The 24091-nt window shown below is 51.3% G+C and carries 15 protein-coding genes; 13 read left to right on the top strand and 2 right to left on the bottom strand.

All coding sequences use genetic code 11. From position 1 onward, the window contains the following. The first annotated feature begins 3 nt into the window (after positions 1 to 3). The 9 genes from recG to DXV75_RS09355 all read left to right on the top strand — a co-directional run bounded on the left by recG (position 4) and on the right by DXV75_RS09355 (position 15002). Positions 4 to 2088, top strand: a complete 2085-nt coding sequence (gene recG, locus DXV75_RS09310) for an ATP-dependent DNA helicase RecG (RefSeq protein ID WP_115593141.1) — start codon at positions 4 to 6, stop codon at positions 2086 to 2088. Further along, positions 2081 to 2854, top strand: coding sequence for a class I SAM-dependent methyltransferase (locus DXV75_RS17170; protein ID WP_220272519.1), 774 nt, complete (start codon positions 2081 to 2083; stop codon positions 2852 to 2854). The genes recG and DXV75_RS17170 overlap by 8 nt, the downstream gene beginning before the upstream one ends. Continuing rightward, positions 2848 to 3321 (top strand): peroxiredoxin, encoded by a 474-nt coding sequence (locus DXV75_RS09320; protein WP_115593143.1) that lies wholly within the window; start codon positions 2848 to 2850, stop codon positions 3319 to 3321. Before DXV75_RS17170 ends, DXV75_RS09320 begins: the two co-directional genes overlap by 7 nt. A gap of 229 nt (positions 3322 to 3550) precedes the next feature. Next, positions 3551 to 4243 (top strand): helix-turn-helix transcriptional regulator, encoded by a 693-nt coding sequence (locus DXV75_RS09325; protein ID WP_115593144.1) that lies wholly within the window; start codon positions 3551 to 3553, stop codon positions 4241 to 4243. 830 nt (positions 4244 to 5073) lie between these two features. Then, entirely contained in the window at positions 5074 to 7563 is a 2490-nt protein-coding gene (locus DXV75_RS09335; RefSeq protein WP_115593330.1) for a S8 family serine peptidase, read from the top strand. Between the two features lie 149 nt (positions 7564 to 7712). Continuing rightward, positions 7713 to 8381, top strand: a complete 669-nt coding sequence (locus tag DXV75_RS09340) for a hypothetical protein (RefSeq protein ID WP_115593146.1) — start codon at positions 7713 to 7715, stop codon at positions 8379 to 8381. Positions 8382 to 8489: 108 nt separating this feature from the next. Next, on the top strand, positions 8490 to 9671 hold the full coding sequence (locus DXV75_RS09345; RefSeq protein ID WP_115593147.1) for a BaiN/RdsA family NAD(P)/FAD-dependent oxidoreductase: 1182 nt from the start codon (positions 8490 to 8492) through the stop codon (positions 9669 to 9671). Between the two features lie 333 nt (positions 9672 to 10004). Next, a complete protein-coding gene (locus DXV75_RS09350; protein ID WP_115593148.1) occupies positions 10005 to 12881 on the top strand; it encodes a PKD domain-containing protein in 2877 nt (958 codons plus the stop codon). 468 nt (positions 12882 to 13349) lie between these two features. After that, positions 13350 to 15002 (top strand): BNR-4 repeat-containing protein, encoded by a 1653-nt coding sequence (locus tag DXV75_RS09355; RefSeq protein WP_245953164.1) that lies wholly within the window; start codon positions 13350 to 13352, stop codon positions 15000 to 15002. Positions 15003 to 15055: 53 nt separating this feature from the next. Here the strand turns inward: DXV75_RS09355 and DXV75_RS09360 are convergent, their stop codons facing one another. Continuing rightward, on the bottom strand, positions 15056 to 15799 hold the full coding sequence (locus DXV75_RS09360; protein ID WP_115593150.1) for a hypothetical protein: 744 nt from the start codon (positions 15797 to 15799) through the stop codon (positions 15056 to 15058). A gap of 240 nt (positions 15800 to 16039) precedes the next feature. Here DXV75_RS09360 and DXV75_RS09365 point away from each other — a divergent pair, with 240 nt between their 5' ends. Continuing rightward, positions 16040 to 18088 carry an amidohydrolase family protein gene (locus DXV75_RS09365; protein WP_181898395.1) on the top strand — a complete coding sequence of 683 codons (2049 nt, stop codon included), beginning with the start codon at positions 16040 to 16042 and terminating at the stop codon, positions 18086 to 18088. An 11-nt stretch (positions 18089 to 18099) separates the two neighbouring features. On the opposite strand, the gene DXV75_RS09370 is transcribed toward DXV75_RS09365, so the two are convergent. After that, entirely contained in the window at positions 18100 to 18738 is a 639-nt protein-coding gene (locus DXV75_RS09370) for a TetR family transcriptional regulator (RefSeq protein WP_115593152.1), read from the bottom strand. Positions 18739 to 18850: 112 nt separating this feature from the next. Here DXV75_RS09370 and DXV75_RS09375 point away from each other — a divergent pair, with 112 nt between their 5' ends. The 3 genes from DXV75_RS09375 to DXV75_RS09385 are packed head-to-tail and all read left to right on the top strand — an operon-like array spanning position 18851 to position 24065. Continuing rightward, positions 18851 to 19999: an efflux RND transporter periplasmic adaptor subunit gene (locus DXV75_RS09375; protein ID WP_115593153.1), complete on the top strand. Its 1149-nt coding sequence runs from the start codon at positions 18851 to 18853 to the stop codon at positions 19997 to 19999. A gap of 29 nt (positions 20000 to 20028) precedes the next feature. Further along, complete coding sequence (locus DXV75_RS09380) at positions 20029 to 23130, top strand: efflux RND transporter permease subunit (RefSeq protein WP_115593154.1); 3102 nt, start codon at positions 20029 to 20031, stop codon at positions 23128 to 23130. Positions 23131 to 23165: 35 nt separating this feature from the next. Next, on the top strand, positions 23166 to 24065 hold the full coding sequence (locus tag DXV75_RS09385; protein ID WP_115593155.1) for a DMT family transporter: 900 nt from the start codon (positions 23166 to 23168) through the stop codon (positions 24063 to 24065). The last annotated feature ends 26 nt before the right edge of the window (positions 24066 to 24091 follow it).

Genomic DNA, 24091 nt, shown 5'->3' on the forward strand with positions numbered 1-24091 from the left:
GGGATGCCGTTGGGGAGTCAGACGCTGGCCACCACACCGATTACCGCATTGAAAGGAGTGGGGGCCAAAGTCGCGGAAAAACTCGCTAAAATAGGCCTGTTTACGGTGCAGGATGTATTGTTTCACCTGCCACTACGCTACGAAGATCGTACCCGGATTTACGCTGTGGCGGATTGCCGGCCCTTTTCCCACGTCAGTGTGCAGGGAGAAGTGAAATCCGCCGATATCCAGTATGGCCGAAAGCGCATGCTGGTGGTGAAGCTGTCCGACGGCAGCGGTACCATTACCCTGCGCTTTTTTCATTTTGGCGCCCTGCAGCGCACTTTGCTGAGCCCGGGTAATCAGGTTCGCTGTTTCGGTGAAGTTCGCACCGGTAAATGGGGGCTGGAAATGATGCACCCTGAGTTTTCGCTGGTGGACGATGAATCGGCAATGGTTGAGGAGTCGCTAACGCCTGTTTACCCCACTACGGAGGGCGTTAAGCAACTTACATTGCGCAAGCTGACTGATGAAGCACTGGCCTGCCTCGACAAAGGTGCGCTGAACGATTTGTTGCCCGCCGGGTTGTATCAGCAGCAAATACCTTTGCAACAGGCACTGCATCTGGTTCACCGCCCGCCACCGGATGTTTCCGTATCCCAGCTTGAAGAAGGCCACCACCCGGCGCAGAAACGACTGATACTGGAAGAATTGCTCGCCCATCATCTGAGTGTACTGAAAGTTCGCCAGCAATCCGATGCACAACCGGGTATTGGCCTTCGGCCGGACAACAGACTGATTGACGGCTTATTGTCGTCACTGCCTTTTTCGCCAACCGCAGCCCAGCAGCGGGTTGTTGCTGAAATTCAGGCCGACATGGCGCAGCCGAAGCCAATGATGCGGCTGGTTCAGGGGGACGTTGGTTCCGGCAAAACCCTGGTTGCAGCGCTTGCCGCCTTGTCCGCAATTGGAGCGGGGTATCAGGTTGCCCTGATGGCACCGACCGAATTGCTCGCCGAGCAACATGCCAACAACTTTCGGGGCTGGCTGGAACCGCTCGGCATCGAAGTCGGCTGGCTGGCCGGCAAGCTGAAAGGAAAAGCCCGCGAGGCAGTCCTGGAGCGGCTCGAAAACGGTGATATACAGATGCTGGTTGGAACGCACGCCATTTTTCAGCAGCAGGTGAATTACCATCAATTGGCCTTGGTGATTGTGGATGAACAACATCGCTTTGGCGTCCATCAACGGCTGGCACTGCGAGAAAAAGGTCAGCAACAAGGGCGGTTCCCACACCAGCTGATAATGACGGCAACGCCCATCCCCAGAACGCTTGCCATGACCGCTTACGCAGATTTGGATACTTCGGTTATCGATGAATTACCGCCGGGCCGCACGCCGGTTACCACGGTAGTGTTACCTGATACCCGCAGAGCGGATGTGATCCAAAGAGTGCATGATGCCTGCAGACAACGCGGCCGTCAGGCCTACTGGGTGTGTACGCTTATTGATGAGTCAGAAGTACTGCAGTGCCAGGCGGCAGAAGATGCCGCGATTACGCTGCGTACGGCACTGCCTGATCTAAAAGTGGGCTTGGTGCATGGGCGTTTGAAACCGGCAGAAAAACAAGAGGTTATGGAACAGTTTAAACAGGGTGAACTGGATTTGCTGGTAGCCACTACGGTAATTGAGGTGGGTGTGGATGTGCCAAACGCCAGCATTATGATCATTGAAAACCCGGAACGCCTTGGGCTGGCACAATTACACCAGTTACGGGGCCGGGTTGGCAGGGGGGCAGTAGAAAGCCAGTGCGTACTTATGTATCAAAGCCCACTTTCAAAAACGGCGACCCAGCGGTTGTCGGTATTGCGCGAGTCCAGTGACGGTTTTTATATTGCTCAGCGGGACCTTGAAATTCGCGGCCCGGGTGAACTCATGGGAACCCGTCAAACGGGTATGGCAGAACTGAAAATAGCCGATTTGGTGCGCGACGCACAATTGATCCCGCAGGTGCAGAATATCGCTGCGCGCCTGTGGCAGGAGTATCCGTCACATGCCCAGGCCATCATAAACCGCTGGATTGGTCATAAGGAGCAATACGGCCATGCCTGAGATCACGCAACTTTACCTGGCTACCGATGCGCAGGGTCCGGCTGTGCAGGTTGCCAGTGAGCTGGCAGAAAACTGGGGGTTCACGCTAACAGACCAGACGCCTCAGGGAATGGCTTTAGTGTACGAGGGCGGGCAGTTACAACTGAGGGATTTCGCCGATCCTAAAGTCAGCGGAGTGGCGGTGGATTTTCTGTCCGGGAGTAGCCTGTACCGCAAACAGCACGGAGGGGGGCGGAAGGAACCGATAGCCAAGGCGATCGGGATCAAAGGTGACAGCCTGCCGGTGGTACTCGACGCCACTCCCGGCTTGGGGCGGGATGCATTTGTGCTGGCAAGCCTGGGCTGTAAGGTCATACTGGTCGAACGTTCTAAAGTGGTAGCCGCTCTGCTACAGGACGGCCTGAGTCGTCTTTCCCGGGCTGCACCTGAGCTTGGCGAACTGTTTACACTGATCCATGGAGACAGTTCGGTGGTAATGAACCAATGGCATGGGGCTGAGGTTGATTCAATTTACCTTGACCCTATGTTCCCACACCGCAAAAAATCAGCTCAGGTGAAGAAGGAAATGCGTCTGTTTCAAACCTTGCTTGGGCATGACGAAGATGCAGACGCATTGCTGGAGCCGGCATTGAAACTGGCAAGAAATCGGGTAGTGGTGAAACGTCCAAACAATGCTACAGTATTAGCAGGTCAGTCGCCGACAATGGCGATAACAAGTAAAAAACACAGATTTGACGTGTATTTAGCTAGGAGAACAGCATGTTAAGTATTGGTAGCACTTTGCCTGAAGTCCGATTTGGGCAACTGGTCAACGGTGAAATGACCAACCCGCATACCAATGATTTGTTTGGCGGAAAAAAAGTGGTGGTATTTGCCGTACCGGGTGCTTTTACGCCAACGTGTTCAGAGGCCCATTTACCTGGGTACGTTGCTTTGGCAGACAAAATCAAAGCCAAAGGCGTGGACAGCATCATCTGTTTGTCGGTAAATGACCCCTTCGTGATGGATGCCTGGGGAAAGGCCAGCAACGCCGGGGAAATTCAGATGATTGCTGATGGTAACGGCTTTTTTACCAGCAGAATTGGCATGGATATGAATACCGGTGAATTTGGTGGTGTTCGCTCCGTGCGCTATTCCATGCTGGTGGAAGACGGGGTAGTGACCAAACTGAATGTGGAAGATCCAGGTCGGTTTGAGGTCAGTGATGCCCAAACGATGCTGGACAGCCTTTAATTGCCGGGTTTTTTCGGGCCCAACAATATTGCCTTAAAAAAATAATAGGGCGGATTATGGGATTAGGCTGGTGAATAAATCACCAGTCTCTGCTATACTCCCGTTCTAACCTTATTACCCTAATGAATATGCATTCCGCTGGTCTGGCCCTCAGAAACCTCAGGCCTGAACCGGTAATGCCGTACAGGAAGTACAGGATGGAATAATCTTTTTACCACGGAGGGTAAAAATGGGTGAGCCGTTAAACACTTCTCAAATTTACTTGGTCACCAAGCAAAAGCTCTCCCTGGGGCCAGATGATGCTTCCCAGGCAGCCGTTTTCGCACATCTGCTCAAAACCTGTAACTTTGATTTTAAACGCTTGCAGAGTGCCAGACATTTGCCGCAAACCAGTGGGCAGGACCTGATTTTCTTCGATGCAGAAATGGAAACTCAGGTGTTGAGTGTGTTTTTCCGCTTTCGGGGGCCTGCAAGATGGGTTGTTTTTAATGCTCAACCAGGTTCACTGGACGAATGTGAGGCGATCATTGCCGGGTTGGACGGGGTTTTTTACGCACAAGAAGAGCCTGAATTGGTATTAAAAGGCTTGAAACGCCTGCAAAAAATGGACGTTTGGTTTAGGCGAAAATCCATTAACGCCGCACTAAGGGAGATGCGTCGTCGGGCTCGGCATTCCATCTGGTCGAAAAACAAGGGCAAGCCCGCCCCTGATTCCGCACTGCCGCTCAAACTCACCAAACGTGAGTTGTCTATCATTCAGCTGGTTTCGAAAGGGGCGCAGAATAAAGAGATCGCGGAACAGCTTCACATCAGTGTGAATACGGTGAAAACACATATCTACAGCATTTTTCGCAAAACAGAATCCCGCAATCGCATTGAGTTGTTATCCTGGTGTCAGGACTACATCAATGAATTTATATGAAGTAGGTGGATGACGTTATCCTGAGCACGATTTCATCTGGCAACATCAGATAATAGTTAGCATTTCTCCACACGCCGCGCCTTGAGATTACACCACACCTTGAGAAAGTGAACCGCCAGCAGGTACCTCAGCTACTGGCGATTAAACTGCCCGGAAGAGCTTTACAGCTGAAGCTGAAATTTCTCTTCCAAAAAGAAGAAAAAGCCAACTATGGCCTGACGAGAGGGGAAATGTGCAGTACCTTCAACAACGCAGGTGGCCGGGCAGGCGTCCCAGCTGATACCATTGATGTCTTCGACTCTGGCACCTACAAACTATAGGTGCGGCGCACGGGATTCTCCATCGTCACTAATTGGTATTTTTCGCGGAATTATAAAGCTCCAAAGTTGTGGCTTAACAATAAAGTTGTAATTTCATCACCCGTGTTGGACAGTTTTTTCAAACTGTGCCAAACCTTTAGAGCAATTGTCCTTTCATGAATATGCCCGGACGGAGTATCCGGGCAGATAGTACGGACCAAATGGATCTTTGGTTAAGAGCACCTCAGGGATTGAGGATACGGCTTGTTAACAAGCTAAATCTGTCTTCTACCCTCCTGAATTTACCTCATCCTGCTAAGAGACAGTGATGGGTGTACCTTTGTCTTGATACCAGTCATCCCCCGGTCTCGATGGGGTCTGTTGCCCGGATTTTGAACATTGCTGTAAATGCCGGTGCTAGATAATGCAGTGCGATATCACTAACAAACAACAGGCTATATGGACGAACAGCCTGATAATCGTGCCCCGGAGATCAGGGGCTTTATTAAATCCAAACTACGGACCACCCAAATGAAATTCAGATATTCCTTACTTTCCATGGCCCTGCTTCCGCTAGCCGGCGGAGCAAATGCTGTGACAAGCCCGGATTACATTCCGGATACGGTATTGGTGGTATACAACGAGGGGGTCAGCCAGCTTGACAGGCAGGCAGTCAGGCAGCAGGTGAACGCGAGCATTGCTGACAACGACGGCAACGAAAAAGACGATCGTTACCAGCGGCTTATGGATGGCAGAATCGCACGTTTTAAACTGGACTCGATGACCGTCGATGAAGCGATAAAAAAATTGCAGGCCAATCCGGCAGTAAAACACGTGGAACCCGATTACATTGTATCAGCCGATTACATTCCCAACGACCCAAGCTTTGGTGAATTGTGGGGCTTGCACAATACCGGCCAGTCGGGAGGTACGCCCGATGCTGACATAGACGCAGTGGAAGCCTGGGACCAAAGCACCGGATCACGGGATGTTGTGGTTGCGGTTATCGACACCGGTATCGATTACAATCATTCCGACCTGACCAATAACATGTGGCGAAACCCCGGCGAAATACCGGGTAACGGTGTTGATGATGACGGAAACGGGTATATCGATGACATTTATGGGATTGATACGGTTAATTTTGATAGCGACCCGTTCGATGATCACAGTCATGGTACCCATGTAGCTGGAACCATCGGCGCGCAGGGAGATAACAGTGCTGGGGTGGTTGGTGTAAACCACCGGGTATCCATGCTGGCATGTAAGTTTCTGGGGGCTGACGGGTATGGCTCCACCTCCGGTGCCATTGAATGCGTTGACTATATGGTGGCTTTGAAGCAGGCAGGCGTGAACCTGAAAGCCCTGAACAACAGCTGGGGTGGAGGCGGATACAGCGCGGCTCTGGAAATGGCCATTGAGGCTGCCGCCGATGAAGACATTCTGTTTGTTGCTGCAGCGGGAAACAGTGGCAGTAACAATGACTCGTTTCCCCATTATCCATCCAGCTATGAAACTGCCAATGTTCTTGCGGTGGCCAGTATCAACAGAAATGACGGAGATTCCGGCTATTCCTACGGTCCTACCAGCGTTGATATGGGGGCACCCGGCTCGGTGATTCTGTCCACAGTGCCAGGCAACAACTACGCATATTACTCCGGAACCTCCATGGCAACTCCCCACGTAACCGGGGCCGCGGCGCTAGTGTGGTCCGTAAATATGGATTTAACTGCGCTGGAAGTAAAAGAAATTCTGATGGACAGCGGAGACCCAAATACCTTCCTTGCTTCCCGCACTGTGTCTGGTAAACGTCTGAACGTTAACAACGCCCTGAATGAGGCCGACCCGACGCCAGGCTTCCGGCTGGGGCAGCTGACTTTCCCGGAACCGATTTCGGTTGGCAATACCATGGTTGTTGAATTTGAGCTATCTGGTATTGCGGGCTGGGAAGGCTGGACCCGGCTTGGCCTGGACAGCCCGATACCGGAGGCATACCTGAGCCGGCGTGGGGTTGGGGTAGGGCAGCGCTTTACATTGAATATTCCCACCACGGAAGACACTCCCTGGGGGCCTTACACGTTCGGAATATTGGCAGTTAACGGTGACTTGCGGCATGAAATTATGGTTAATGTGGAATTTCTGCCAGCCGGCCTGATGCGTTATTCGTACGAAAACGATGACGACATTGATATTCCTGAATACATACCGGAAGGCATTTTCTCTACCATTCATGTGCCTGATGCCGGAACCGTATTTGATACAGAAGTGTACGTGGATATTCAGCATACCTGGATTGGCGATCTGATCGTGACGCTAACTTCACCATCCGGCACTGAGTACATCATGCATAACCGGGAAGGAGGCTCTGACGATGACATAATGCGCTCTTACACTACGGATTTGTTCAATGGCGAACAAATACAGGGTGACTGGGTATTGTCAGTGTCTGATCATGCTTACCTGGATTATGGAATGTTGCGTTACTGGTCGCTGGATATTGACGTACTGCCAGACGATATGGAAAACGCGCCTCCTGAAGCCAGCTTCCGTTATTCCACCCGTGATACAGGTGCCAGATTTGTGGATACCAGTACCGACCCTGATGACGACATTGTAAGCTGGTTGTGGGATTTTGGCGACGGCACTACCAGTACCAACCCTGTTGTAATCCATCGATATGCTTCTTCAGGCCTGTACGATGTAACATTGCAGGTGACCGATTCCGCCGGTAATACCGACTCCCATACTTCGAGTGTGCAAATAGGTGATGTAACGGTTATCGATGCCAGAATTGTGCGCTATAACCTCTCAGCCCGTGGCGTTCTCAGGGTAGAGCTGGCCTGGTCCGGCAGCGATGCCAGTACAATCTACATAAACCGCAACGGTGAGCGGGTTGCGACCATCGGCAACTACGGTCTTTACCGGGAAGCGTTACAAAATGTGCGCCGTGGCAGCAGACAGGTGTACCAGGTTTGCGACAGCAACGGAGCCTGTTCCGAAGAATTGGTAATAAACCTGTAACCAATATGGCCTGCCATCAGGGAACACCTGCGGCAGGCCATGTTTTCCACTTGTGGCTTTTGCATTCACTCGAGATAAGGCAAAGGTCAATACATCACTCCCTTTAGACAGATTTTCTGAACGGTTCTGATACAGACAAGGATATTGATATGCCAGATCCAGCGATAACTGCCGCGTTAATTACTTCAGCATCTAGTGTTGCCACTACCGCAATAAGCCAATCCCTCAAATCACCGAGTTCTGGCGAGATGGCGGGCTCTATTGAAAACGAATCATTTTCTGAATGGGTATTGTGGTACACCTACATGGACACCGGTACGCCCAACCCAGGGATGTCTGAATCTACTCTGGACGCGCTTCCAACGCCGCAGGCGGAATACGAAGCTTGGAAGTTGTCTGGTGACGTACCCAAGGATGTGCCTGCATCCGATTTGCTGCCGAATGTGGATGATTTGAGTGACGCAGTATCGCTTCTGTTAACCCGTTGGATAGACCAGGTTAAAATTTCGGGAACACGATGGGATACATTTTTGTTAACTGATAATCCAGAATACGTTGCCGTATACCATGATGCCCATAAAAAATATGCGATTGCCATTGTAGTTGATAATCCTGAAGTTGGGCCCAAATGGTGTGGTGCTATCGTGCATACCTATGGTTGGATGAAAGGATCTAAGAGAGATGAACTCGCACAGCATTGTATAAAGCATCACAAAAATTTGGGGCATACGGTATATTTGACGGAGGGGGAATTCTGCAACAGCTTGTTATGGCCCCTTTCAATGCAAAGTTGTTTGTGGGAGAACCTCGTCTTTTAAAATCAAAAGTAATTAATACCCTGCTCTGCCACTATGCAAGGTTTAAAGCGTAGTCCCCTGAGCCTTAACCCCGTATAATCCGCTATCGATTAAGTCAGGGGAAAGTGCGTGATCCAACGTGATGTGATTATTATTGGTGCCGGTGCGGCGGGCTTATTCTGTGCTGCCGAGGCTGGCAAGCGAGGGCGCTCGGTAGAAGTACTGGATCACGCCAAAAAAGTTGGCCGTAAAATTCTGATGTCCGGGGGCGGGCGCTGCAATTTCACCAATATGTATGCCGCACCGGAAAACTTCCTCTCCAACAACCCTCATTTTTGTAAATCGGCATTGAGCCGCTATACCCAATGGGATTTCATATCACTGGTGGCGGAATACGGAATCGCCTACCACGAAAAAACACTGGGCCAGTTGTTTTGCGACAATTCGGCAGCAGATATCGTTGATATGCTGCTTGCCGAATGCACGAAATACTCCGCCACCATTACCACCCAGTGTGAAATTTTTCAGGTTGAAAAATCGACGCAAGGCTATCTGCTCAGCACATCGAAAGGGGAATATCAGTGCCAGTCGCTGGTGGTTGCGACAGGCGGGCTGAGTTTACCCAAGCTCGGTGCAACGCCCTTTGGTTACAAACTGGCTGAGCAATTCGGCCTCAAGGTGCTGCCAACCCGAGCCGGGTTGGTACCATTTACCCTGCATGATGAGGACAAGCAAGCCCTGGCTGATTTAAGCGGGATTGCTGTGGATGTCAGCGCAGGTTGCCAAAATACCCATTTCAGGGAAGCGATGCTGTTTACGCACCGGGGGCTGAGCGGCCCGGCGATTTTGCAGATTTCCTCTTACTGGCAGCCAGGCGAAGAGGTAGAAATCGATCTCCAACCGGCTTTTTCAATAGGCGATAACCTGCTGCAGGCAAAAAAAGAGAATCCGGATTCTCATATTTCCACCTGCCTTGCAAAGCACTATCCCAAACGCTTGGTGCAGGTATTCATGGAGCGTAATCAATGGCCAAATGTTCCGGTTAAGCAGTTGAATGAAAAACAGATATCTGAAATAGATCAACACTTTTCTGGCTGGACAATCAAACCAAATGGCACAGAAGGCTACCGAACAGCCGAAGTGACCCTGGGGGGAGTCGACACCAATGAGCTATCGTCAAAAACCATGATGGCCAAAAATGTAGAAGGCTTATTCTTTATTGGTGAAGTGGTGGATGTGACAGGCTGGTTGGGCGGCTACAATTTTCAGTGGGCATGGAGCAGTGCCTGGGCAGCAGCCCAAGCAGTTTGATTGTTTTTTCGATGGAAAATGAAGACAGCTTTAGTTAAATAGATGCCTATAAACACTAATGGTAGCCTAAATCTGCCCGATATCGGCGATATAAGATCAGGCATCCTGAGGCTTGATCGCAAAATTCAGACAGATAAAACAGCCTGCTGACTCGGGAACCAATTGCCGTCTCTGCAAATATCTGGCGTTACCTGATCTTCCCCGCTCTTTTCACCGCCAGCAAAATAATATGAGATAAAACCCGTATTCCTCTCACTACGTAATCAAGCTGCTTTTATCTTCATACTGCTTTTACTTTCTCTACTACTTTTACCCTCATTATGGACCGTGACCATGAAAGCCTATTCTGCTGCTTTTCGTATCTTCTTCATTTTCTTACTGAGTCTTTGCCTGGTTGCCTGCGATCACGATGATAAGGAGCCAGAGAACTCCCCCCCGCTGGCCAGCGCCGGGAATGATTTCAGCGTCGACGAGCAAACCCTCGTGACGCTCACTGGTCAGGGAACTGACGAAGATGGTTCGGTTACAACCTACATGTGGCAGCAGGTTAGTGGTGATGCAGTTACCCTTTCGTCAACAGACACCGCAGTCACGGAATTTATCGCCCCTGAGGTCGATTCCGATGCGGAATTATCATTTGAACTGACGGTGGAGGATGATGAGGGAGCGAGTCACTCGGACATCGTGGTCATAACAGTGAATAACGTGAATAGGCCGCCACTCGCCGATGCGGGTAGCGATTCAGAAGTTGTCAGCGGGCAACAAGTACAACTGGACGGCAGTGGAAGTCTAGACGATGACGGCACAATCAGCTCTTATGCATGGAGCCAGACAAGTGGCGAGACTGTAATGTTAACCGATGCAAATTCGCATACCGCTGTTTTTACTGCGCCTGAAGTCACCGCGCAAACGGAATTCATGTTTTCGCTGACAATTACTGACAACGATGGAGATACCAGTACGGATTCTACTCTGGTTACCGTGGTGCCCGCCAACCAGGCTCCGGTTGCCAGTGCCGGTGAGGATATTACGGTGGATACAGGTACAACGGTTACTCTTGATGGTAATGCAAGCAGCGATAGCGACGGTGATGCGCTTTTTTACCTCTGGACCCTTGCTGCACCCGAGGGCAGCTCTGCCTCGCTGAATGATGCCACTAGTGCCCAACCGGAATTTGTCGCTGATATTGCCGGCGACTACCTTGTGTCTTTGGTGGTTAATGATGGTGTGACTGATAGCAGTGCAGATTCGCTAACCGTTACTGCCACCGATGCTGAGGAGCAGATGACCACAACCAGAATTAACGGTGTGATTTATGGTTTTGACCTTAACGGTGAACTGCAGTCTTTGTCTCCGGAAAATGTCAGTATCACTCTAAATTTGGTTGACGCAAATGGTGAAGTCATTGCATCTGCTGCAGGTTTGGCAGCCGAAAACCCGGATGCGGGGGAAGAACTGCGGTTCTCCAACCAAATCGAAGGCGCTGATGCCGCCAGGGTAACCATTCACGTTGAGCATGCCGGGTATACCACAGTATCGCGCAGCGTTGCGCCGGGGCCGCTTGTGAACATTGAGGCTAAACTGCAGCAAATTGCGCAGCAGGAGGTTCTGGAGACTACGGAACAGTCGGTTTCCGGCCGCACTGTAACAGGGTTTAATTTATCGTTTGAAGAAGACAACAACGGAAGCACAGAAACCACTATGCGCATTTCAGTGCCGTCTTCGTTGTTACCCCCTGGCACTGCCTCATTGAATATGGCGGTGGAAACGTACGACCCTAACGATCCGGAGCAGGCGGAGTTTTTTCCGGGTGAGTACGAGGATTCCAGCGGACAGTCACTTGTTTCGGTGGCCTTCAATTTCGCCGAAATTACCACTCAGGACAATCTTCCCATTTCAGATGCCATAGCCCGGCTGCAACCGCTCTATGCTACCCCACTAATTGCGAACGCCGATAGCGCTGGAGACGAAGCAGAACCGGTAGTCATTAATCGGACCATTCCGTCTTCAAGCTGCTCCATTCTGGAGACCATGGGCGACAGCGACCCGGATACCGATGGCTTTCAGATTCCGGTGTACACCTATAATCCCAATACCGGAGTTTGGGACCTTCTTGGTCAGGGCACATTATACGACAGTGCAGGTAATGCGGTGGCGGATAACCTTGGTGAGTTTGGTTGTGGCGAGAACCTGTACATTCTGGAAATTCTGGTATCCAACGAAATTTTCCTGAGCAAATGGTGGAACTTGGATTACCCATTAGTGTTTTCCGAGCCCCGGGAGTACTGTGCCATAGTGGAAGTCAGCAATGAGGAAGGCCAGCAAGTAAGCGGTGTGTTGGGTTACGTGACAAATGCTGATGGCAGCGTGAACTTCAGCCGCAACTATCTTTTGACCGATGGCGACGGGCGAAGTGAGGTTTGTGTTACACAGTCAGATGCCGGTGAGGAGATTAATGCGAAGGTGGTATTTTACAATATGACGGATTTCGGCGTAATCCAGTACTCAATTACTTTGTATCGTGAAGGCAGCGGCGAAGTCCAGGTTGTTGTACTGAATCGCCCGCAGTTGTGCTTTGTCGACGGCAAAACCGTCTTCAGTGACGATCGGGCCGCAGGCCGCCAACTGATGTATGCATACACAGTCGGCTATCTTGGCATAAACAATTACAATTTTGCGGTTTCTGATGAGTCGGGTAATTACAGCCTTTCATTACAATGTGGAATTGAATACTACCTGTTCAACTACACCGGTTATTTGTTAGCGGTGTACAACGGCAGTGGTGTAGACCTGGACGATTTTTTCAAAGAGCTGGCCATTGATGGCGGAGTAGATCCGGATGAAGTCAGTGATGACGGAGATGTGGTCGTGATGCAGGATTTTTCTCAGAGCTACCAGCCTCCAATCGCCCAGATTTTTGGTGTTTCATCGCTGGATCAAATATCGGGTGTCGTCTACGGATTCGTCGATGCGTTTCCTATGGAACTCAAGATCACAGTGCGAAATGAGGATAGGACGACCGTATACGACACCCTCACCCAGGTTGTAGCGTTAAGCGACGACGAGGAGGAGGAAGTGTGGTTCCTGGGTGGAAGTTCTTTAAGTATTCCTTATGAATTCCCGGATACCAACGAGGCAATTTTTGCTGATCTGGTAATAGTAGATGCTTATGGCAATACCTGGACATTGCGGTCTGTTCGGTTCTATTAGCAGCACTGCACCAAGCCCTTCCCGCAGGCGGAAGGGCTTCATCAAAAAGCGTCTGAAATGGATGACAACACAGCTGTTCATCAAACCAACATCCGCTCCACTGTTGCCCTTATACTGGCTTTTAAATACTTCCTTGTGTTACTCATCAGTTTCATAATACTCTCTATGAGTATTGCCGTGCAGGTAGTGACTTTTCTTGGTTTGTTTCGGGCAGGCCGGGAAATGTGGAACTGATCCCCTCCCTTTATTAAAAATCAGTTTCATTTGGTTCACATCAGCCGGCTGACGATGCGGGAAAGTTAATTGCTGGTATCGGCTTGCTGATTCAGAGTTCTTTGTCCGGGCATCCGTCATTCAATGACAATCATCAGGCTATGTATTGTCACCACCACCTATCCAACATTGCAGGTTCATAATATGCCGTACTTTACGCAGTGCATACGTGTAAATTCCCTAACGCTGAAAAGAGTGTCTTCAGTCGCTCTGATATCTACCGTTTTGGCCGTTGCTTCGGCCTGTTCTTCATCAGACATCAGTTCGATGGAACAGGCGTTTTTTGACAAAAGAGCAGCATTAATCGAAAGGTACTCGAGCCAGGACAACACGTTTGCGGCGTTGCAAGCCCAGGTGGACCCGAATGAACCCGACAGCGCTGAATACTGGCGCTGGCGTATAGACCAGTACCTGTACGGCCAATATCCTGAATTTCAGCCGGTTTATGATAGCTACACTCAGGGCAAATCCTTTCATCAGATTTACCAGTTGCCAGCGGAGAATCTGGGCCCGAAAACGCCTGCGCCTTCGAGTGTTCCGGAACTGCCCGCAGGCCACTTCAGCGATAATTTGCAGGGCAACCCGCATACCGGATGGCACGACCTGGTGAAGGACAAAGTTTACATTACCTACCAGGGGCATTTAACTGACCCTTATATTGCCAGTTATGATCTTAAGACCCACGAATGGGAAGGGCCCTACAAGGCGGCAGACAGTACCCTTTCAAAGGGCGACAGAAAAATTGACAGCCACGGCCGACCGATTATCGAACAGGACGGTAAAGGCCACTTCCACATTGTGTATGGTGGCCACGGCGGAGAACGGGAAGACGGTTTGAATCCGTTGTCATTCGACACGCCTCACGCTGGTGGCAGGATGTTGCATGTGATGTCAGAAAAGCCGAATGACATTAGTAGCTTTGTTCAGGTAAATGATATTACCCCGTTTGCGTCGTACACCAGCAGCCATAAAATGGCCAATGGCGATATTTATCTGTTCACCCGCGCGGGTACGCACAAGTCGCCTTGGGTGTATTACAAAATGAAGAATGGAGAGCAGCGATTTGAGCCGCCAGTCCTCATTACTTGGCCCACGCCGCAGCGTGATAATCCGATTAATGTGGATACCTTCTACATCAACCCCATGAAAATTTCTGATACTGAAATTGCCATTAGCTACCTGTGGCATGAGTGTAATTTCAATGAGGACCACAATAAGGAAACTTATGGTCGCATCAATGCCTATTACATGAAGCTGGATACCACTGACGATACATTCTACAACGCCCGTCAGGAAAAGCTTTCTCTGCCCATTACGCTTGCAGCGGCAAATGAAAAGACCCTGGCTTTCGACTCGACACAACGAGAGGAAACGCCATTTACCACCGAACCACTCATTCTTCAAAACCTGCAACCTGCCGTAGCCTACCAGGCCAGAAGTAAAAACCTCAGAGAGTGGCGTATGACAGTTTGGGAAAACGGTCAGTGGGAACACAGTCAGCCATTACCGGGCACGCGCAACAGAACCCTTACCGATGTGGCGAATCACAATATTGATAACATCATTAGCCTGCAGGTGCTGGGCGTTGGGGAGCTCGAGAATCAAGCTGTGGTGGTGTACAAGAACGGGCGGGGAGAAACCGTGTTTGCAACTGCGGTAAGAGATAACCCAGGCGTCCAGAACTGGCAGGTTGAAGAGGAATACCTGGTTTTGGCCAAATCCTCCATGGAGATGGAAGCGGTTAAAGATGCGGAAGGAAATTCGGTGGCAGTTATTCTGAATGTCAGGAAAGGTACTGCACAGCGACTGTATTTGTGGCAGGACGGAGTATTTCGGGCCAAGCTATAATAAACAGAGGGCCAATGCAGGCCCTCAGTTTTGTGACTGTCTAAGCGCTTGGATTAAAAGCGGTAGCCGAATCCCAGGCTGACAACCGGATATATGTTGAGGTCAGACAGGTCTTCCTGCAGTGTTGCCACTTCCTGATCGATGTTGGCTTGCAGTTCCAATGCTTCCGGTGAGTTACCGCCCACGTCAATGGTATAGGAAGGGTTGCTGGCAAGTGCGGCAGTACCGGATGCATCCAGCGAAATCACCGGTGAACCGGAGAAGAGAACGCCTGCTTCAAATGCGAACATCCAGTTTCCGCCGGGCGAGTTGCCCCAGCCAAAGCCAAGGTAGCCAGCCGTGCCGCTACCCATCTCTATGAGCGCATCCAACCGGAGCGGATCTGAGCTGCTGCCCACATACTCTTCATCACCAATTTCCAGAATGTCACCACCGTAGCTGGCTGCCGCGCCACTGATTTGGTTGCCGTTTGAGTAGACTCCGCCGGAAAAGCGGAAAGTACCGGCAAATGGGCGCCAGTCAATCAGTAAGCCGTAGGAGGAGAGGTCAAGCTCGCCAGTATAATCCACGCCGTCTTCTTCAAATTCATCGGCGTAGTTGTACCCATTGGCCTGCAGACGCGCATTGAAATAGTCATTGAAGCTGTAGTCAAGTTCAATACCGGCGCCCAGGGTACCGCCTTTTAGCCCAATGCCAAAGCGGCTGTCATCCACTACATCAGCCGCAGCCAAAGTCGGGAACGTCAAGCCTATGAGTATGCCGGTGGACACCAAAGAGTTACGGATTGCAGTTCGCATAATAATAATCCCTTTTTCAAATAGTTATTTTTCCATCCGCGATGGATTGCTGTGTTTTTTATTGCTTTTTGGCGATTATATGCACAAAGCGAAAAAGTTCCGTGTCATCATGGTATGTATTTTTATACATTGTTATCGGCGCGGTGGTGTGGCAGAAATGAACGCCCCTTAACGGCACGATTCCGAATCAGGTCTATACTTCAAAAACCCTTTGATAGTTCAACGGTAAAAGGACCTACGATGAGACCTCTTAATTCGCATGGAGCGGCCGGGTTGCTGCTGGCTTTCGGGCTTGCCATCGCTTTTCCCCAGTATGTAATGGCTCAGGCAGGGCAATCTCAGATCACAGCCGGAGATACGGTTGAAATTGACTACTACAACGACAAGGGGCTTGCGGGTCACCAGCAAGTTACCTGGATGCGCAGTAACCAGGTAAGCTCCTCCTTCAAACTGGCGTGGAACAATCGCCGATGGGAACTGGAAGAACAATACACGCTGGATAAAAACGGGTATCCGGTAAAAATTCAAATCTCGGGAACGGCACCGTTCGGCGACAGCATAGAAGAGCAGTTTGAATGGAACGACGGCAATGCCAGTTGGCAAAGCCGGGCTCAGGACGATCAGATCCGTTTACCACAGAATCAGTTTTACGTGCCGGTAGACACGTTTGTCATGACGGTACTCATTAACGCCTTACTTCAGGACTCTGACGGCACCATTGATACCCTTCCATCCGGTTCGGTTCACCTGGAAAAACTGCATACCACTTCAGTAAACCACAAGGGTACAACGGCCAGTGTCAGCCTCTATGCGTTAACCGGGCTGGATTTGACCCCCACGTTTATCTGGCTGGATGGCAAGAACCACTTTTTCGCCTGGAACATTTCAGGCTGGATGAAAGGGATCCGGTCGGGCTGGGGGCTGGAAACCTTTGAGCAACTTGACAACATCACACAGAAAGCAGAGCTGGAATATTACCAAAGCCTGTCAGCACGGCTGACCAATACCCTGAATCAACCTTTAGTCCTGGCCCACGCCCGGGTTCTCGATGTGGAGAACCGGCGTGTTCTGGATGATCATGATGTTCTGGTTGAGGATGGAAAGATTGTACAAATCGGGCAGGGGATTCAGGTTGGGGAAGGTGCCCAGGTTATTGACGTAAAAGGCAAAACTCTGATTCCAGGGCTGTGGGACATGCATGCCCATCTTTCAAAGGATCAGGGTTTCAGCTACCTTGCCGCAGGCGTAACGAGTGTGCGTGACATTGGCAACAGCCCCGACAACATGGCGCAAATCGAAACTCTGTTTGGCCATCAGATCCTTGGCCCCAGAATTTATAAAGCCGGATTCATTGACAAGCAGAGTGATTATTCAGCGGGTACGGGGATTACTGTCGAAACGCTTGATGAAGCCAAAGAGGCGGTGGACTGGTATGCGGACAATGGTTATCTGCAGATTAAAACCTACAGCTCCATGGACCCGGCCTGGATGAAGGAACTCGCCGGGCATGTGCATGCGCGGGGGCTACGCCTAAGTGGCCATATACCGGCATTTATGACAGCGGATCAGGCGGTTGACGCCGGGTTTGATGAAATACAGCACATCAATATGCTGTTTCTGAATTTTTTGGCCGATGACAAGGTGGATACACGAAAGCGTTTGCGTTTTAGCCTGATTGGTGACCGTGCCCATGAGCTTGACCTGCAATCACCGTCGGTGCAGGCATTTGTCGAAAAACTTGCCCAAAATGGCATCGAGGTAGATTTAACCGTGTCCACCTTCCGAACTTTATTGCTGACCCGCAATAAAGCCATAGATCCGGAATACGCAGACATTGCCGATCATCTTCCAGCCAATCTGGTTCGGCAGTTTATGAAGGCAACCATGAATGTGGAAGATGATGCCATGGACAGCAACTATCGCCAGTCTGCCGAGGCACTAATGGCAATGACAAAACTGCTGTTTGACAAGGGAGTGCCAATATTGCCGGGAACCGATTACTTCAGCGGGTTTACTCTGATTCGGGAACTGGAGCTGTACGCCATGGCCGGTATTCCACCAATGGAGGTATTGCGAATTGGAACATTGAATTCCGCCAGTGTGGTGGGGGCTGCACAATCAAGTGGTTCGATTGCCGAAGGCAAGGTGGCGGATCTTGTGTTGATTGACGGTAACCCGCTGGAAAATATGGCGGACCTGCGTAAGGCCACGTTGGTAATACAGGGCGATAAATTGTATTACCCGAGCCAGCTGCATCAGAGCATAGGGGTTAAGCCGTTTGTGGACTGAGTGAAAATTCGTTATTGAGTGGGAACCGGGCTGTGATGGCTGCCTAGCAGGTTTTTAAAAAAGAAATTCATCAGTTCGGCGGCGTCGTCTTTTAGCCGGACCTGTTTGGGAAATTCCAGGTACTCCAGCACAATACCCCGAAGGTAGCAGCTCACCGCCATGGTCAGGATCCTTGGGTTTGAATCAGCGGGTAATCGCCCCTGGGCAATGGCTTTATCAAAGTAGCGCGAGAATGCCTGGAGTTTCTGCATTTTATTCTCCAGGTACTGGGCTTTACTGGCTTCCAGTTCGCCGGAGTAATCGCATTTGAGCAAAAAGAGGATCAGGGCTTTCTTTTTCTGTGGGTCCTGATCCAGCTCGATAAGTAAATTGGTACACAGTTCCTGCAGTTGGGCGACAGGATCAGGGTGTTCAACCTCAAGGCCTTCCAAGATCCGCTGAATAAAGGGAGTATGGAGCCGTTCATGCAAAGCATCGAAAATCTCGATTTTGTTTTTGAAGTGCCAGTAAACAGCTCCCCGGGTGACGTTTGCGGCCTGGGCAATCTGTTCCAGCGATGCCTTGGCAACCCCTTTCTCGGAAAAGATATCTACAGCAGCATCGAGAATATCCTGTTTGGTTTTTTCGGCGTCTTCTTTGGTTCTGCGCATGGTGAACCCCGGGGTGAATTGACAACATACATACAAGAATGTATTTTTAATTTAGTCACTCCGCATAATATTGTCCAGCATTAAGTATCGTTTTTGGGAATCAAATCAGATTATGAAACGCGCACCTCTTTTCAGCATTGCCGGTCTGGCATTGCTGCTGACCATTGGCTGTTCCGAGCCTGCAGCAACCGGCGAATCACAACAGGCTGCCGCCCGGCCACCTACCGCTGTGTCGGTAACAACTCTGTCGCTTAAGCCGGTTGTATTTAAAACCTCCCTGCCCGGGCGAGTATCGGCGTTTCAGCAGTCCCAGGTGCGTCCGCAGGTCGATGGTGTGATCACGCAGCGTTTATTCGAGGAAGGGGCACAGGTTAAACAGGGCCAGCAGCTCTACCAGATAGACGACGTAAGATACAAAGCCCGGTTAAACAGCGCCAGGGCAGATTTGAACAGTGCTGAAGCCAATTTTAAAACCACTCAGGCCAAAGAAGCCCGCTACCGGGATTTGATGAAGCGCAGCGCGGTCAGTGAGCAGGAATACGATGATGCGGTTGCCCAGCTGTCGCAGGCCAAGGCAGCCATCAGTGTGGCGCAGGCGGCCATTGAGGTAGCGCAGGTTAACCTGGATTACACTAAGGTTTATGCCCCTATCAGCGGCCAGATAAGCCGATCTTACGTTACGGTTGGCGCGCTGGTTACGGCCAATCAGGCGCAGGAACTGGCTACCATTACCCAGCTGGACCCGGTTTACGTCGATATGCAGATTTCCGGAAAGTACATTCTGGATATCCGTAAAGCCATGCGCAATCAGCCCACATTACCGGTCGAGCTGACACTCGACGAAGCCGGCGATGAAAGGTATGAACAGACAGGAGAGCTGAAGTTTTCGGAAGTTACCGTTGATGAAACCACCGGAGCGGTGACTTTAAGAGCGTTGTTGCCGAACCCGGATGGTTTGCTGATGCCGGGCATGTTCGTGAAAGCTCATGTAATTACAGAAACCCAGCAGGCATTGTTGGTACCCCAGCGGGCAACCATGCGCCAGCCCGACGGGTCTTTAATGGTGTATGTGGTAAACGACAAGGATCAGGTTGAACCCAGAGTGCTCACAGCATCCCGCAGTTATCAGGATCAGTACATTGTCACCAGCGGAGTTGCCAGCGGTGAACGTGTGATTGTTGTGGGCTATCAGAAGGTCAGGCCGGGTGCCACCGTGAGTCCGGAACCCTGGCAGGACAACAGCATAGCCACACGCGGTTAACCCCAGAGCATTTTCAGGAACAACAGATCATGGCGCGTTTTTTTATTGATAGACCCGTGTTTGCCTGGGTACTGGCGATCATCACCATGATGGCGGGTTTACTCGCTATTCGTTCATTGCCGATTGAGCAGTACCCCAAGGTTGCTCCTCCATCGGTAACCATCTCTGCAGCCTACCCCGGTGCGTCAGCGCAAAGTGTCGAGAATTCAGTCACCCAGGTGGTAGAGCAAAGTTTGTCCGGTATCGACAATCTGCGTTATTTCTCGGCCAACAGTGCCAATGGTTCGATGTCGATTACCCTGACGTTTGAGCCCGGCACAGACCCTGATATTGCCCAGGTTCAAACTCAGAACAAGGTTCAGTCAGTGCTTTCGCTGTTGCCCTCCCAAGTTCAGCAGCAGGGTGTAACGGTAACCAAATCGAACGATTCGTTTGCGCTGGTAGTAGGTTTTTATTCGGAAAACGACGACACCACCCAGTACGACCTCAGTGATTTGCTGGTATCCACCTATCGCGACCCGATTTCACGTGTTAATGGTGTGGGCAATGTGCGGGTGTTTGGTGCCCAGCGCTCCATGCGTATCTGGCTCGACCCGGACAAACTGTATAGCTACAGCCTGACCCCGGTAGACGTGCAAAGTGCGGTGCAGGTGCAAAATACCGATGTGTCGGCTGGTCAGCTCGGTGGCCTGCCAGCGGTTGAAGGGCAGCAAATCAATGCCACCATTCAGGCCCAGTCGCTGCTGCACACGGTAGAAGATTTTGAAAACATTGTGCTCAAGGTGAATACCGACGGTTCCCAGGTCAGGGTCAAAGACGTAGCCCGGGTTGAACTGGGGGCAGAATCCTACAATGTTATCGTGCGCTACAAGCGCCGCCCGGCCTCTGGGATGGCTGTGAGTCTGGCGGCCGGTGCCAATGCACTGGACACCATAGAACGAATCAAACAGCGGGTTGACGAGCTAAAATCCAATTTGCCGGAAGGGGTTCAGGTGGTGTACCCGCTGGACTCTTCACCGTTTATCGAGCTGTCGATAAAGTCGGTGGTTCAAACCCTGATAGAAGCGGTCATCCTGGTGTTTCTGGTTATGCTGCTGTTTTTGCAGAACTGGCGTGCCACCCTGATTCCGACCATTGCGGTGCCCGTGGTGCTGTTGGGTACCTTTGCGGTGCTTTACGCCTTTGGTTTTACCATTAACGTACTGACCATGTTTGCTATGGTGCTGGCAATTGGTTTGTTGGTGGACGACGCCATTGTTGTGGTGGAGAACGTTGAACGCATCATGGAAGAAGAGGGGCTGTCGCCCAAAGAAGCCACCAAGAAGTCGATGCAGCAAATCACAGGGGCCCTTGTGGGCATTGCTGCCGTGCTGTCGACGGTGTTTATTCCGATGGCGTTTTTCAGCGGTTCGGCCGGTTCCATTTATCGCCAGTTTTCCATCACCATCGTTTCGGCGATGGGATTTTCGGTACTGGTGGCCATTGTGTTGTCACCTTCACTTTGCGCCACATTATTGAAAAAGCACGATCCGGAGCATGACAAGAATCGGGGCTTTTTTGGCTGGTTTAATCGCCTGTTCAACAAAGGCCGTGACGGTTACGAGAAAACTGCAACTCACATGGCACACAGGTTTAAGCGCTATCTGGTGGTGTACGGTCTGCTCGTGGGCGGGCTGGCGCTGATCTTTATGCGTTTGCCGGGCGCATTTCTGCCAGACGAAGATCAGGGTCGCATCATGATGCTGGTAAATACTCCTCCGGGGTCAACGGCAGAGCGGACACTGGAGTCACTCAAGCAGACCGAAGCGTTTTTCCTTGATCAGCACGCTGATGTGGTTAAAGACATGTTTACCGTGGTGGGGTTCAGCTTTTCCGGTTCGGCGCAAAATGCCGGCATGGGCTTTGTCCATCTGATTGACTGGGAACACAGGGATGAAAGCAAGAGTGCGTTTTCGCTGGTAGGGCAGGCGTTTGGCGCGTTTTCACAGTTCAAGGACGCCATGGCCTTTCCCATACTGCCGCCGCCAATTATGGAGTTGGGGAATGCCACAGGCTTTAGCTTACAGCTGGTGGACAGAGGCGGCAACGGGCATCAGGCGCTAATGAATGCGCGCAATCAGTTGCTGGGCATGGCATCGCAGAACCCCAAGTTGGCCGGGGTACGCCCGAATGGCCTCAGTGATGTGCCTCAGTTCAATATCAGTATCGACAATGAAAAAGCCTCTGCGCTGGGCGTTTCTTTGCAGGAAATCAACCGCGCATTGCAGATTGCCTGGGGTTCAAGTTATGTAAACGACTTCATCGACCGCGGGCGCATCAAGCGGGTTTACATGCAGGCCGATGCCCCGTACCGCATGGGTCCGGAAGATCTGAACAAATGGTATGTGCGAAATAATCAGGGCAAAATGGTGGCCTTCAGTGCGTTTGCTTCAACCCGCTGGGATTATGGCTCTCCTCGTCTTGAGCGTTTTAATGGTGTTTCTTCGGTCAACATTCAGGGGAGCCCGGCGCCCGGGGTTTCCTCCGGAGACGCCATGCAGGAAATGGAAAAACTGGTTGCTCAACTGCCACCCGGTTTTGATCTGGAATGGGCCGGGCTGTCGTTTGAAGAACGCCAGGCCGGTGATCAGGCACCTATGTTGTATGCGGTGTCGGTGCTGGTAGTGTTTTTGTGTCTGGCTGCGTTATACGAAAGCTGGACGGTACCCTTTGCGGTGATCCTGGTGGTGCCACTGGGTATTCTGGGCTCGGTGCTGGCGGCCTATCTGTTTGGATTGCCGAACGATGTGTACCTGCAGGTGGCGTTTTTAACCACAGTGGGGCTGGCAGCCAAAAACGCCATTCTGATTGTGGAATTTGCCAAAGGGCAAATTGAGCAGGGCATGGGGCTGATGGAAGCCGTCTCTGTAGCCGCAACCCAACGTTTCCGCCCCATTTTGATGACATCTATGGCGTTTGTGCTTGGCGTAACACCTTTGGCGCTGGCCAGTGGTGCCGGAGCGGCCAGCCAAAATGCCATAGGTATCGCCGTAATGGGCGGTATGCTCGCGGCGACCTTCCTGGCCATTTTCTTTGTACCCATGTTTTACGTTACAGTGGAGAAAATGTTCAGGGGCAAAAAAGTACAGTAAGCTACCCGTTTCATAGTATGAAAGGATGTATCTGAGTGGACCAGCAGCGCCTTGCCAACACACTACTGTTTACCGTTACGCTGTTGGCAGCGGTGGGCTGGCTGTTTTCTGTGCATGTTCTGGTGGCGGTTACGCCCATGCTGTTTCTCACCATTCGCTTTGTATCCGCCGCGATTCTGGTCGGTGCAGCCAAACCCGCTGAAGTGCTTCGCCTGCCCTGGCGATGGCGCTGGCGGGCGATGGTCTCCGGTGCCTTGCTGGGGACACAAACCACCGTCTGGGCACTGGCGGTGGTGGAGGCTGAAGGCATAGGCGTAGGCGCATTTCTGATGAGTCTCAGCTTTGTGCTGATTCCGGTAACCGGCCTTGCGTTTGGCTACCGGGCCAAACCCCATACCTGGCTGGCTCTGGCAATTGCCATTCCGGGTCTGGCCTTGCTGGCCATGCGCCACGGTTTTTCCATCAGTGTTCCCGATGCCCTGTTTTTACTTTCAGCGGTAATGTCAGCCTTGTACTTCAATATTAATGGCCGCATTTGCGCTACCATCCCTGCCATCGCGCAGACCAGTTATCAAATGCTTGGCGCCGGGCTGGCATCCGGGGTGGGTTACTTTCTGTTTGAAATGCAACTGCCTCAGTCATTCGGCAGTGTCTGGCACTGGTTAATCATGAGCATTCTTATTGGTACCTGTATGCGCTTTTTCTTTATGCTTAAAGCACAGATGCTGGCGCCGGAAGGGCAGGGGGCGGTGATCATGATTCTGGAGCCCGTGTGGGTAGCAGTACTGGGCATTGTGTTTCTTAACGAAGCGTTCAGTACCGAAGCGATACTGGGCATGGCACTGATTTTCCTTGCACTGCTGGTGAATGCAGTTGGCGCATACCGGGGCCGGCGCGCGGGGAATCAGTCACTGCGGGCTACGACCAATCGCTGATGCTTACTCTCTGTACCTCTGTGACA

The sequence above is a fragment of the Alteromonas aestuariivivens genome, from assembly GCF_003367475.1.
GTDB lineage: Bacteria > Pseudomonadota > Gammaproteobacteria > Enterobacterales > Alteromonadaceae > Alteromonas > Alteromonas aestuariivivens.